This is a genomic window from Flavobacterium humi (assembly GCF_004745595.1).
In the GTDB taxonomy this organism is placed as follows: domain Bacteria; phylum Bacteroidota; class Bacteroidia; order Flavobacteriales; family Flavobacteriaceae; genus Flavobacterium; species Flavobacterium humi.
This window is the reverse complement of record NZ_SRLH01000006.1, coordinates 187,899-201,986: the sequence shown is the minus strand read 5'-3', so window position 1 is coordinate 201,986 and position 14,088 is coordinate 187,899. Positions and strand designations below refer to the sequence as shown.

Annotated in this window: 9 protein-coding genes; 2 read left to right on the top strand and 7 right to left on the bottom strand. The window is 41.6% G+C overall.

Annotation, left to right across the window (positions count from 1 at the left end):
- Positions 1-11: 11 nt before the first annotated feature.
- From E4635_RS12290 to E4635_RS12280, 3 genes are all read right to left on the bottom strand, one after another.
- Positions 12-2,246 (bottom strand): hypothetical protein, encoded by a 2,235-nt coding sequence (locus E4635_RS12290; protein WP_135526996.1) that lies wholly within the window; start codon positions 2,244-2,246, stop codon positions 12-14.
- Between the two features lie 117 nt (positions 2,247-2,363).
- Positions 2,364-5,105 carry a carboxypeptidase-like regulatory domain-containing protein gene (locus tag E4635_RS12285; RefSeq protein ID WP_246020774.1) on the bottom strand — a complete coding sequence of 914 codons (2,742 nt, stop codon included), beginning with the start codon at positions 5,103-5,105 and terminating at the stop codon, positions 2,364-2,366.
- Positions 5,106-5,148: 43 nt separating this feature from the next.
- Complete coding sequence (locus E4635_RS12280) at positions 5,149-6,048, bottom strand: GLPGLI family protein (protein ID WP_135526995.1); 900 nt, start codon at positions 6,046-6,048, stop codon at positions 5,149-5,151.
- Between the two features lie 79 nt (positions 6,049-6,127).
- On the opposite strand from E4635_RS12280, the gene E4635_RS12275 reads away from it, so the two are divergent.
- On the top strand, positions 6,128-6,958 hold the full coding sequence (locus E4635_RS12275; protein ID WP_246020771.1) for a hypothetical protein: 831 nt from the start codon (positions 6,128-6,130) through the stop codon (positions 6,956-6,958).
- Positions 6,958-7,572, top strand: coding sequence for a deoxynucleoside kinase (locus E4635_RS12270; RefSeq protein ID WP_135526994.1), 615 nt, complete (start codon positions 6,958-6,960; stop codon positions 7,570-7,572). Before E4635_RS12275 ends, E4635_RS12270 begins: the two co-directional genes overlap by 1 nt.
- Positions 7,573-7,602: 30 nt before the next feature.
- On the opposite strand, the gene E4635_RS12265 is transcribed toward E4635_RS12270, so the two are convergent.
- From E4635_RS12265 to E4635_RS12250, 4 genes are read right to left on the bottom strand one after another with little or no spacing between them, the layout of a single operon-like run.
- Positions 7,603-10,083 carry a beta-mannosidase gene (locus tag E4635_RS12265; protein WP_135526993.1) on the bottom strand — a complete coding sequence of 827 codons (2,481 nt, stop codon included), beginning with the start codon at positions 10,081-10,083 and terminating at the stop codon, positions 7,603-7,605.
- Positions 10,083-10,757, bottom strand: coding sequence for a copper homeostasis protein CutC (locus E4635_RS12260; RefSeq protein ID WP_135526992.1), 675 nt, complete (start codon positions 10,755-10,757; stop codon positions 10,083-10,085). The genes E4635_RS12265 and E4635_RS12260 overlap by 1 nt, the downstream gene beginning before the upstream one ends.
- Complete coding sequence (locus E4635_RS12255; RefSeq protein WP_135526991.1) at positions 10,758-11,750, bottom strand: N(4)-(beta-N-acetylglucosaminyl)-L-asparaginase; 993 nt, start codon at positions 11,748-11,750, stop codon at positions 10,758-10,760. It abuts the gene before it with no gap.
- 11 nt (positions 11,751-11,761) lie between these two features.
- Positions 11,762-14,032 (bottom strand): beta-N-acetylhexosaminidase, encoded by a 2,271-nt coding sequence (locus E4635_RS12250; protein ID WP_135526990.1) that lies wholly within the window; start codon positions 14,030-14,032, stop codon positions 11,762-11,764.
- Positions 14,033-14,088: the final 56 nt, after the last annotated feature.

Genomic DNA, 14,088 nt, shown 5'->3' with positions numbered 1-14,088 from the left:
GCTTTTTTTATTTAATAGGTCCCGGTTTTCATTTTTTGCAGGGTTGCCTCAATATCTTCCTTCGTTTCTTCATCGATGCCTTCCGAATAGCGCACTGCTTGTTCCTGGGTTTTTACAGCCTTTTCTTTTTCTCCGTTTTTGTAATACAACCGGGCCAGCGTATCCAGGTAATACGCATTGTTCTTGGCTATGGCCAAACTGGATTCAGACCACTTTATGGCTTTTTTGACATGCTCGGGGTTATTCGATTTGGTCACAACAAACCAGGCAGCTTCATTGGATAAATTGGAAAAGTAATTTTTAAAATCGCCCCAACTTTCGTAATTATAGTTGTCTTTTTGGGTATAGAGTTCGTCTATTTTTTCAATTATGCCTGTTTTTCCGTCAAACAATTTTGTAAAGAAATCATTGTACTGGTCAATATACAGATCTTCCACGTGGAGTTTCTCGGCCATGGCACTTACAACATAAAAGTAATTCCTGTTTATCTCCAGGTTATCGCTTTCTTTGGCCGCCAACCGTTTGTACATTTCTATGGATTTTTGCTGTTGTCCAGTTGTTATTTCTCCCTGTGGCAAGGTATTGTTCTTGTACAAAGCATCGGAAATCACCTTCCCTATATTTTCTGCTAAATAGCTGCTGTCTGCTGTTTTATTTTGCTCAGCTTTAATGGCATCGTAATGCTTGAGAAGGTATTCAATAGCGTTAAAATCAGTATCATTCAATGTTTTTTCAGTTCCAAAAAACTGCCTGCTGAATCCTTCGTTTTTAATTTCTTTAGAGATTACCGCTACCAGTTCCATATTGGGATTTGCTTCTTTTCCATAGGCTTTGAGCAATCGCTGCCAATATTTATCCACTTGGTTTTTATCCAGCTTTACTTCCGTTTTTTTGTATTGCGGTGTTTCGTCAACTGTTACCACCGTTGCCGCAAGGTCCGTATTTTCAGCAGCAGGCGGCTCCGGAGCATACAAATCCTCTGATAATCCGTAGGTATCCAATGCGGAAACCTGTGCAAAAGCTTTCAGTAATGCTGCGTCGGATATTTTTTCGGTATGGATGCTTTTATCAAAAGTTAGCAATGCATTGAGCCTGTTTAGGGTTGAATAAAAGACATCGTAATAATAAAATAGGTTCTTGTTGGCCTCCAGGTTTCCTTTGGATGTACTCAAAACCATCCCATCGGAATTGACCACAATAACATTCTGGGATTCGCTGATGTGGTTCTTTTTTATCCAACTCCTGTCTTTATCGGTAAGCCTATAATAATTATACAGATCGTATTTTGCATCGTATCCGTCGTAAAGCATGTAACTTACCTCGGTAGATTGGCTTTGGATAAAGCCGTCAAACTCTTTTTGGGCATTTTTATTCTTTGGATCGTAATACAGGACAAGGTATTTGCTGGCTGCTTTTTGAGTAGCTTTAAGCGCTTCAGCCAAGTTGTTCTCTGTTTTTAATTTGAAATCATATTTTGGCGCAGCCGCGGAATCGGCAACGGCATAACCCAATCCGCTTTCGTCTTTGTCTTTTCCTTCGTAAGTCCAGGAGGCCAGGTTTTTGATTTCATCCGGCTGGACTTCATACTTGATTTCGCTTTCGATATTGCCTTCCAGCTTAAATGCCAATGGGTTTTTGCCAAAAAGATCGGCGATGACCAGTTCGTTATTTTCTTTATTATAATACGCTTTGAGCTGGATATCCCCGAAATTGTTCATTTCAAAATCTGCGTCAATCCCGGAAACCTTATTCGGAACGGTATATTTTGACAGCGCCGTTTTGCCCTCGTAATTTTCATACACCAAATACAGGTATTGGGACCGGTTAATGGTAAAACTCAACTCTTCAGCCTCATAATCCAGCGATTCGTTATTGACCAATTCCGACAGCTTTTTGTATTGTACCGGCAAGCTTCCGTCTTGTGTCCCTACATAGATCTGGGTCATAAACGTAGTGATGTATTTGTTTTTTATTTTTACGGTAACCTTGTTGGAAATCCCGGCATCGGAATGGAACTTCGCGGAGAAATACGATTTTTTGCCAACCTGGTTCCCCAGGAAAAGCGTATCGCCTTTTTTCTCATAATTCCCATACAGGAAAACGAGCTCGTATTTATTCCCGTCTACTAAATTCAGTTTTAATTTTTCGGTTTGTCTTGTGGAAATGTAGGTCCCGTTTTTAATTTCTTTTTCCTGCGAATAGGAAAAGGAAGGAACCAGCAAAAGTGCAATCAGTATTTTTTTCATTTGTGCGGCATATTTCATTCAAATGTAGGTCTTACTTTACAAAAGGAAAAGCATTTGCCTCAAACGTTTTCAACAATTATCCATAAAAAAAGCTGCTAAAAAGCAACTTCTATACTATTACAGGGCATATTTCAGGCTCAATATGAGGTATCTTGGCTGGACCACATAGCTTGAAAAACTGCTCGAACCTCCCAACTGATTAAAACTGCTGTCATTTAACGAAGTCGTATTGAGCAGGTTGGTCGCCGAAAGTTTCCATTCCCATTTGCTGTTTTTCCTTTGGTACAACAAATTAGCGGAAAGGAAATCGTATTCGTTATTTACGGTTTTCGATTTATTCCTGTTATGGTAAAAAGTGTATTCGGAAGTGAATGAAAAAGCATTCCAGAAATAATATTCCAATGTGACAGAAGGCGCATCGGTATAAAACACATCACTGAAATTATCATTGACAGAGAAATTATACGCCAGTTCTATATTGGGGATTTCCTTATAATTGGTCGAAAAATTCACATTATACGATTGCGTGAATGATTTTGTCGTCTGGAAAAATTCCGAATTGTCCGGATTGACACGGATGTTATTGAACTTGCTCCAGTTTAGGCCAATCCTGGTGCCCGCTTTGTAATACCGAAGGAAAGAACGTCCGTACGCACCATTTCCGGAAAGGGTTTCATCAGCAAAATTGGAATTCATGTTCACAGCAGAGGAAACCTGGTTTACACTGGTGAACATCGCCCTGTTTTTAATCGCATCCACTTGCCTTGTATAGGTAATATTGGCAAAAATATTTTCAAAATTGAACATATTGTATTTAAAGTAACGCAGCGAATGTACTTGTGAAAGCGAGTTCTCCAGCATCCTGTTCCCACGGAACAAACTATTGTAATTAGGCACCAAATAACCTTGCGCCAATTTATTGATGTCTGTAAAATTATTGGACAAGGAGAAATTATAGGTTAGTGTTTCCGATTTCTTCAATTGCCATAAAGCATACACATCCGGCAGTACTCTGTAAAATGTCTTTTTGTAATCGGTTCCGAGCTGCTCGTTATCCATCGTATAAGCATGTGCGGAAACACCCGGGTTGAACGTGAATTTCCCTTTGATGAATTTGTAGTGCAATCCTAAAAAAGCATCGTTAAAGGCATAATTCACATCATTGTTGTTTTCCGGGCCGTCCAGCGTGTTTTGGGAACCGTTATCCAGTATTTGGAAGATATGCGAGTCAAAATCCTGGTACGAATTGGTATTCCCAAGTGTGATATTGATGTTGCTTTTCGGGGTCAGCATATAATAATAATCCAGTTTGGCATCGATCTTATTGGTTTTTACGAAACGGTCCTGGTTGACATCATTGCGGTTTTGGGAATTATCATATCCTGACAATGCCGTGAAAGGCGGCGGAAACAGGTTAACCAAGGCATCTTTATACAAATTGGCATTATAAAACGGGTTTTCGTCCTGATACAAATGCTGCATTTCGAACGCAAAAACATTTTTATCATCCATCGTATAATAATAATTCAGGTTCTGGCTGAAGGAAAAAGGCTTTTGTTTTTTAGTGGTGTACACATCATTGAAAATACTCGACAAAACACTCGCATGCTCATCCTGATCTGAAATTTTCAATAATCCGTCATAATCAAAATGCACTTTTTCGGAAGGCACATAACTGGAGCTGAGCTTGAACATCCCCAGGTTGTTTTGTTGCTTTGAAAGGTTCCGGACATCTTCAGTGGTAACCACCGGGTTTCCACCTTGCGGTTTATCGGTCCTTACGGTTCTGGAATTGGTTTCCAGGTCTGTTTCATTGGCAGAAAAAATACCGAATCCGCTGATGGCCCATGCCTTTGAAGGATTATAACTGAAGTTTGCCGCACCGAATTTGGCATCAATCGCAGCTGCCCGGTCATTTCGCATCCCCATAATCCCCAAATCATTGGAGGTGACATTAAAACTGGTCCCGCCTTTTTTCATCATATTTTTAAACCCTCCCGTAAACTTGAAATAATCCTGCATGGTCAGGGGCAATTCGCCAATATTGTTGAAATTCCCGATGACATTGATGCTGTATTTTGGGCTGTAATAAAACAATTTCGGATTGATGATGTGGCGGTCTTCTTCATTTCCCACACCGATTCCGGCCGTTACATCGCCAAACCAGAAATTTTTCTTGCCTTCTTTGAGTTTGATGTTGATGGCTACATTCTCTTCGTTGTTCTCCAGTCCTTTTAAGTTGGTAACTTCGTTATAATTCCGGAGCACCTGGATTTTATCCAAGGCATCGGCAGGAATATTCTTGGTTGCTATTTTGGTATCTCCATCAAAGAAATCTTTGCCTTCCACCATTACTTTCTGGACTTTTTTACCTTCCACTTCTATTTCTCCATCCTTGTTCACTTCAACTCCCGGCAGTTTTTTGAGGACATCTTCCAGCTTGCGTTCGGTACCGTTTTTAAAAGAATCCGCGTTATAAATAATCGTGTCCCCTTTGATGGAAACCGGCATTTCACGGACAACCTCAACCGCTGCCAGTTCATTCGCATCAGCACTCAAGACCACATTTTGGACAATATTTTCCGTTTTGGTCTCAATGCTAAGGTTTTTGGTTTTGAGCCCTAAAAAAGTAATCCGAACATTATAGGTAGCATTGGGATTAAGGTTTAGCAGGTATTTCCCTTTATCGTTTGTAATCGAATAGGCGTCGACGGCTTTTGTCGCTTTATTGACCGCCATGACATTGGCCATTTCAAGAGGAGCGTTCGTGGTATCTTTTACGATCCCTTCCAACCTGACATTTTGGGAAAATAGTGAAATGGATGCCATCAAGGCAAAGAATATGGTAATTTTTTTCATGAAAGGCTTCGATTTTGGCGATAACTATTTTGCGGTTTTACTCTTAATTCCCCATTCTTATATGCATGCCGCCACCATTTCCACCTCTGGACTGGTACATTTGCTGCATTTCTTCCATTTTTTTTGTCACGATTTCGTCAAATTCTTTTTGTGTGACAGGCTTTCCGTTGGTAGGTGCTTTAATTTCCTTTTTATCTTTAACATTCATGACCACTTTGGAACATAAAATAATGGTTTTGCCTGCACTTACTTCCAAAATCAGGCCTGGCAATCCATAATAGCCTTCCGGTCCTTGGCTTACAGGGATTTCGGGAGTATACCACGCCACGACTTCAACTTCTTTGGGCATTTCGCCTTCATTCATGAAATTGGTAGGTTTGTTTTTTTCAGCGGCTGCTTCCTTTTTATCTTTCTCTTCGTCTCTTTTTTTCATTCGGAAATTCCTGAAATCGGTTTTGCTTGCCTTTTGCATAGCCGTTGCCTTAAAGCACATATAACCGCCGATTTCTTTTGTTTCCTGCCCTAATTTCCAGTCCAGTTTAGGTAGGGAATCGTGTATCAGGAATTCTTTTCCCATCATTTCCTTATCGATGGTAAAGGTTTTGTCCTTGATGTTTTTGTAATGGGTTCCGCCGCCGCCCATAAAGGAACCCATCATTCTCATACCGTTATTTTGGGATCCCGGAGCATCTAATCTTTCTTCTTCTTTATAAATCGAAGCGTTTTTATCGAAATTAAGGATAAACGTTTTTTCGAACGCTTTTTTCATCCTTTCTTCAATTGTTTTCCTCATTTCGGGTGTTATATCTTTATTTTCCGCGATTCTCGATTTAAAATCGGCCGTACTGGTTTTGGACTCGTATACTGCCATTCCCTGAAAATCCTGGGCATGTGACAGCGAACTAGCTATAATTAAGCTTAAAGCTGTGATTATCTTTTTCATAAACTGATTTTTATTCAACAAATATGACGAATGAATCTGGGTTTTGTTACTAAAGTATTGTTAAATAAAACATTGGACTTTGACAGAAGCAAATGGTTTAATTCCTATCTTAGCTATTATGAAATTTGTGACTTTTTTAGCGGTCTTTTTTGTGTCTTTTGCAGTGCATTGCCAGTATACGAACCCAGTGGCTTCGCAAATGAGCTCGCAGTTTATCAAAGCGGATGTTTTTATCGGGGAAGATGCGTACGGCTATCAGTATTTTATCAAAAACAACGTTTTCTTCAAGATCAAAGGTTCGGAATTTATGCAGTACAAAAACCTGGCTTTGGGGAAAATCACAAGGGCAGACATCCAAAACCCGCTGCGGATCGTTCTTTTTTACGAAAACTTCAACACCGTTGTAGCCCTGGACAACCAGCTCAGCGAAGTACAGAAAATCAATTTTTCGGAAAAACCGGAAGGAATCGTCGTTTCGGCGGCAGGCATGTCTTCGCAAAACAACCTTTGGATCTTCAACAACCTCAACCAGCAGCTGGGTTTGTACAACACGATCCGGAATACGTACCAGGCAATAGGGCTTCCATTTGAGAAAAACATAAAAAACTACACTTCCGATTTCAACTATTTTTATTGGATTGATGCTAAAAACCAATTCTACAGCTGCGACATTTTCGGCAAAAAGAAAGTATTAGGGCAGCTCCCGGAATACGATTCGGTTTCCATTGCCGATGAAAAAACCGTTTTATTTCAAAAAGATAGCATCCTGTACTTGTTCGATGTAGAAAAAAATAAAAAAACCGCTATTGAAAATATCGAAAAAAGCTATCTAAGTTTTCATTACAAAAACCAAAATTTAACTATTTTTACAGCCGAAGGAATTACCAACTATAAAATCAATTTACCATAATGCATATAGCAGTAGCAGGGAATATCGGTGCTGGAAAAACAACGTTGACAAAGCTTTTAGCCAAACATTTTAAGTGGGAACCGCATTTTGAAGATGTAGTGGACAATCCTTACCTGGATGATTTTTACCATCAGATGGAACGCTGGAGCTTCAACCTGCAAATCTATTTCCTGAACAGCCGTTTCCGCCAGGTTTTACAAATCCGCCAAAGCGGCAAAAAAATCATCCAGGACAGGACGATTTATGAAGATGCCCATATTTTTGCGCCCAATCTTCACGCTATGGGACTGATGACCAACCGGGATTTCCAAAATTACATTTCATTGTTCGAATTGATGGAATCTTTGGTCAAAGCTCCTGATTTATTGATTTACCTGAGAAGTTCCATCCCGAACCTTGTAGGCCAGATCCACAAGCGCGGAAGGGATTATGAAAATACGATTTCCATTGACTATTTAAGCCGTCTGAACGAACGCTATGAAGCATGGATCCAAACTTATGACAAAGGAAAATTACTGATTATAGATGTAGACAACATCAATTTTGTAGACAACCCTGAAGACCTCGGTTTGATTTTCAACAGGATTGACGCCGAATTAAACGGATTATTTTAGAAAAAAAGCCTTGGTAACTCAAGGCTTTTTTTATGGCAGCGTATCAAATAAGGTCTTAATGGATAACGCTTTCCCTTTTTCCGTATTGGAAATGACGATCTTTTTTTTCCGGCCAGGCAGCAAATCAAAATAATTATCACTAAAAAAAGCATCCCCGGCAGTAATGAAGATGTTTTTAGCCAGGATATCAGTCGTTATTTCTATCGTATTTGCATCTGTATAAGTAACGGAAACAACAGGTTTTTTGAGGGCCAGGTTTTTGGGTTTTTCAAAATAATAAAGCACTTCTTTTTCTTCTGCACCGGGCATTGTCAATTGTACACGCAAAACGGTTTCTTTCAGGTTAAAACCTGCCAATTGCGTCTTAGTGACAGTCTCGTAAATTTTACTGCTGTTTTCTTCTATGTGGATTGTTGCCGATTTGTGCCACAATGTTTTCCCTTCAAAATCCATAAGCTGCAACTCCAATGTGCCTTTTTTTGAAGTCAGCTCATCATTTACAATGAATATTTCATAGGAATCCTTTTCTTCCTGTACCGAAACCAGGACAGGCTCGAAACTTCTTTTTGCCTGGTATTGAAAGGCTTTCCAACGGCCATAATAATCCGCCGCACTCCACGAAGTGACCGGCCAGCAATCATTGAGCTGCCAAAACAAACTGCCCATGCAATAGGGTTTTGCCCTGCGATGGGCTTCCATAGCTGTTTTCATTCCTTCTGCCTGCAGCAATTGGGAAACATAAATATAATCGTCAAACTTGGTTGGGATTTTATAATCGCGTTCCATGTAGGTCTGGATGGTTTGATAGCCTGTTGGGTGTTTTTGATGGTTTTTAACAGCTTCGGACGCAAAGTTTAATTCTTCTTCAGGGGCAAATTCCTGGAAGGTTTCCAAATTCGGCATGCCCTGAAAACCATATTCCGACATAAACCGCCCTGTTTTTTCCATATAAACCTCGAAAGGCTGCATGCCCCACCAAACGCCCCAATAATGGGAATCGCCTTCGAGCAGGCTTTCCTTCCTTCCCCATCCGATAGACGGTGACGAAGGCCAATAAATATTTTTACCAGCTCCCAGCAAACTGTCTAAGGTTTGCGGGATGGCTTCGTGAAACAGCTTTTTGTATCCGTTCCAGATACTGGCGGAATCCGTTTGGGAATAATGGTATTGCTTTTGCCAGCCCCAGTTTTTCCATCCTTCATCACTTTCGTTATTGCCGCACCAAATAGCAATGCTCGGGTGGTTTTGCAATCGCTTTACATTGTCGGCCACTTCCTTTTTCACATTTGCCACGAAATGGGCATCGTCCGGATACATGGCACAGGCAAACATAAAATCCTGCCACACCAAAATCCCTTTTTTATCGCATTCCTCATAAAAAGCATCATCCGCATACACACCGCCTCCCCAAACCCTGAGCATGTTCATATGGGCATTGGCCGCATTGCTGACGATACTTTGATACACACTGTCTTTCACCCTGGGTAAAAAACTATCCGGCGGAATATAATTGGCGCCTTTCATAAAAACCGGGATTCCGTTGAGTTTGAAATAAAAGCTTTTCCCTGATTTGTCCTTTTCCTGTATCAATTCGAGGGTGCGAAGTCCGATGTGCATTTGTTTTTTGCTGAAAACAGTAGCATTGCGGGAAAGTGAAATCGAAAACGGATACAGGTACGCTTCTCCCAATCCGTTGCTCCACCAGCGTTTCGGGTTTGCAATAACATAACTCATGGCAATGTTGTTTGTCCCTTTTTTAAGCGCTATGGTTTTGGATTCATTATTGATTTTCAACTGAAAAACATCCTTTTTATTGCTTTGGATTTCGGCAACAAACTCCAGTTCGGCTTTTTCATCCGAGAGTTTTTTCTGGAAATATTTCACATTAGTGATAACCGCAGCATCCCAGGAAACCAGTTTCACATCCTTCCAGATTCCCGCCGTAACAAAGCGTGGGCCCCAATCCCAGCCATATTGGTATTGTGCTTTGCGTGTAAATACTTTTTCATCCCCGGGCAAAACGTACGGGAGTTTTTGGGCTTCTTCTTTTCCTTTTTTTACAGCCGGTTCAAACAGGATATAGAGCTTATTTTTGCCTTTTTTCAACGTATTTTTAACATCAATCTTCCAGGTACGGAACATATTATCCGCTTCAAGTACCAATTCGTTGTTGAGATAGACTTTTGCGTAAGTATCCAGCCCGTCAAATTGCAATTCAATGGTTTCATGCTTTAATTCCTGACCGGTAACCGTAAAAACAGATTCATATTCCCAGTTTTCGTTCTCGATTCCCAACAGTTGTTTTTCATTGGTACCCCAAAAAGGATCTGGGATTACTTTATTGTTCCATAAGTCTGTATGGACCGTTCCGGGTACGGTGGCCGGCAGCCAGTTTTTATCTTCGGTTTTTTTGAAATGCCAATTTTCCGCATTTAGCTTTCTTTCAGCTGTTTGCGCCAATAGTGTTACTGGCCATAAAAAGAATACAATGTATTTTAGAATGTTGCCCATTATTGCAGATTTTCTTTCAACCTTTTAACCTCATCACCATTAGCTGTTTCAGAACCGTCCGTAATGGCTGAAGAATGGTAAAATCCGGTATTCGTTTTGGCCTTCAATGCCCTACAGTTTGAAGATCGCAGGCCACCGCCGGGCATAATTGTGATCCTGTTGCCTGCTTTTTCGCTCAAGGTTGTCAAAACCGCAAGGCCTTGCATAACATCTTGGGCCTGGCCGGAGGTCAATATGGTTTTGAAGCCGCAGTCAATGATGTCTTCCAAAGACCGGAATACATCGCCCACGACATCAAAAGCGCGATGGAAGGTGCACGGCAACGGGTTTGCCAATGCGATTAAAGCTTCATTTTTTGGCTTATTGATATTTCCGTCTGCATTCAAAATCCCGAAAACAAAACCGTCGGGCTGTATTGTTTTGAATTGCAGTATCTCAGATTTCATTTGTTCGAATTCGGCATCTGAATACACGAAATCCCCACCACGAGGGCGGATCATTACGTATAACGGAATGTGCAGTTGTTTCCTTGCTGCCTTCACGGTTTCTGGATCCGGAGTCGTCCCGCCGGCTTGCATATTAGCACATAATTCTATTCTGTCAGCACCATTGCTTTGGGCAATAAGGGCCGATTCTAAATTAAAGCAGGCAATTTCAAGTTGGTATGTATTCATTTATTTTAAAAAATAATCCGCATCAATTAACCGGTTTCCAGAAGCATCGTTTACGGCAAAATTAAATCCGCCTTGTACGCAATAGGCCCCGAATTCTCCTTTTTTGTTCAGGGCAATAAAGCCTACCTGAATGTCTTTGAGGTTTTTATTTCTGAGTTTGGTCAGTTTTACAATCCTGCTCACGGCTTCTTCACAAGCTTTTTGAGGTGATTTCCCCTGGCGCATCAGTTCGACAACCAGGTGGCAGCCGGCGATACGGATTACTTCTTCTCCGTGTCCTGTGGCGGTGGCGGCACCAATTTCATTATCTACATACAATCCTGCACCAATAATGGGCGAATCCCCGACGCGGCCATGCATTTTAAAAGCCATTCCGCTGGTTGTACACGCTCCGGAAAGGTTTCCGTGGCTGTCTAAGGCGATCATTCCGATCGTATCATGGTTTTCAATATTGGCAATGGGCTTGTACTGGCTTGTCTTAAGCCATTCCTTCCATTCTTTTTCAGATTCTTCCACAAGTAGATTTTCTTTCACAAAACCTTGTGACAATGCAAATTGAAGGGCGCCATCTCCTACGAGCATGACATGAGGCGTTTTTTCCATTACGGCCCGGGCTACGGAAATAGGATGTTTGATGTATTCCAGGCAAGCCACCGAACCAATGTTGGCATATTCATCCATAATGCAGGCATCAAGGGTTACACGGCCATCCCTGTCCGGCCTTCCTCCGTATCCTACACTGCGTTCTTTCGGGTCGCCTTCCGGGATTTTCACTCCTGCTTCTACAGCATCTAAAGCCCTTCCGTTGTTCTTTAGCACTTCCCAAGCCGCACCATTGGCCTGGACACCAAAATTCCAGGTAGACAGCACTATGGGTTTGTTTCCTTTTCCCTCAAGGTTATTTTCTTCTTCAGGTTTGCCTGTAAACGAAGGCAAGGCCGCAGCAACGGAAGCCATCGCGGCAGTTTTTAAAAAATCTCTGCGATTTGTCATATTGTTGTTTTTTATTCTACCATAATTTCATCCGCAAACAACCAGGCATCTGCTCCGGCGCCTTCTTTCCCTTCGGGGATTTTACCGGCGTTTTTAGCGATTACCTGTATGTATTTGGCTTGTTGCTTGTTGCACTGTATTGTAACGATCCCTTTCATTTTGATGATTTCAGGCAAAGAAACTTTTTGGATACTCTTGAAATCTTTGCCGTTTTCAGAAATGAGGACCTCGATAAATTCAGGATAATAAATCCAGCTGCCTTCGTTGGAAAGTACATCAATGGTTACTTTTGAAATCGTTTCCTTTTTCCCTAAACTAATCACGGCATCCAGGTCTTTGCCCCAGAAACCCAACCAATCCCTGCCGTATTTCCCCATATTGCCGCGCATTCCGTCCACTAAAGTAAAAGAACCTCCTATGGCATAATTTTCATGTGGCGGTGTTTTCAGGACAATGTTTTTCCCGGTAGATTTTGTGATGAAGAAAGCCTGTTCGATGGTAGCGCTTTTTTGTTTCCCGTTTTCAAAATATGCCGCTTTGACCGTTCTGCTTTTGGAAATAAGTATAGGTTGGGAATAGGTTTTGGAGCCTGCCGATGGATTTTTGCCATTTGTCGTATAGTGAATGCCTGAATTGCCGTAAGCCGATTTTAAATGGAAAGATACTCCTTTGTTTTGTACCGAAGGCCCTGCTTTGGCCGTGACTTCAAACATGGCTTTGCTGTAATGAATGCCCATTTTATCCAGCAAGGCGAAGTGCTTCATCAGCCGGGTTTGGAAGTCTTTGTAGGCATTTTCATCTGAAGTTCCCCAAACAACTTCCGCCAAAGCCGCCATTCGGGGCATTACCATGTATTCCACATGTTCCGGTTCCTGTATGTATTCTGTCCAGAGGTTCCCTTGGGCTCCTAAAATATAACCGGATTCCGATGGTGAAAGTTCTTTCGGTGTTGGCTGGTATGAATATACTTTTTCGATTGTCGTATAACCACCGATGGCCAGAGGTTCATTTTTAGGTTCTCCCTGGTAATGGTCAAAATAACAATGCGATCCGGGAGTCATCACTACGTAATGGTGTTGCTTTGCTGCGGAAATGCCTCCTTCGGTGCCACGCCAGCTCATGACTGCCGCGTTGGGAGCCAGCCCGCCTTCCAGGATTTCGTCCCAGCCTATGATTTTCCTTCCGTTTGCATTGATGAATTTCTCTATCCGTTTGATAAAATAACTTTGCAGTTCGTGTTCGTCTTTCAGTCCTTCTTTTCGGATCAGGGCCTGGCAATGAGGACAATTCTTCCAGCGTGTTTTCGGGCTTTCGTCGCCACCGATATGGATATATTGAGACGGGAACAAATCCATAACTTCGGCCAGTACGTTTTCGAGGAATTCAAATGTTTCTTCTTTAGGGCAGAAAATATCTTCCAAAACACCCCATTTCCGGGACACTTCAAAAGGACCGCCTGTACAGGACAATTCAGGATATGCGGCCAAAGCAGCTTGTGCATGCCCCGGCATTTCGATTTCAGGGACAACGGTAATGTGCCGTTCTGCCGCATACGCTACGATTTCTTTTATGTCATCCTGGGTATAAAAACCGCCGTAAGGCTTATCATCAAACTTCTGGTCGTTGTAATGCCCAACCATTGACCCTTTACGCCAGGCGCCAACCTTTGTCAGTTCCGGGTATTTTTTAATTTCGATACGCCAACCCTGGTCATCGGTTAAATGCCAATGAAAAGTATTCATTTTGTACATCGCTATATAATCGATGTATTTTTTGATGAATGCCACCGGAAAGAAATGCCGCCCAACATCAAGATGCATACCGCGCCATTGGTATTTTGGCTGGTCATTGATGGTAACGGCCGCAATAGACAATGTTTGGGACTGAACAGGAATGAGCTGTTGTAGGGTCTGAAAAGCATAAAATATCCCAGCACCGTTTTTAGAGGCGATCCGGATCTCATCCTGCAGAACATTCAACTGGTAGGCTTCGGCTGATGCATCCGTGAGATTGCTCTTTTGTATTTTGATGGTATTGATGGAGCTTTTCGAATTGTCGAGCACCTGGAGTTCGAAACCATAATTTGCTTTTAAAAACTGGTTGAACAAGTCTACTTCCTTTTTGAATTCCGGGTCGTTAAGGATAATTTTCGTGCTTTGGCTTAAGATAAAATTCCCCTGCTTTGTTTCAACGGAAGCCGGTTTTGGGATTAACGGCAACTGATTCTGGGAAAAGGCAACGGCAGCGAACAATAAAAGTAGTAATGACTTGCTTTTAAACATTTGTGATTTGGGTGTTAGTAGTTTCGCTAAAATTAAATAAAAAACTACAAAAAAAG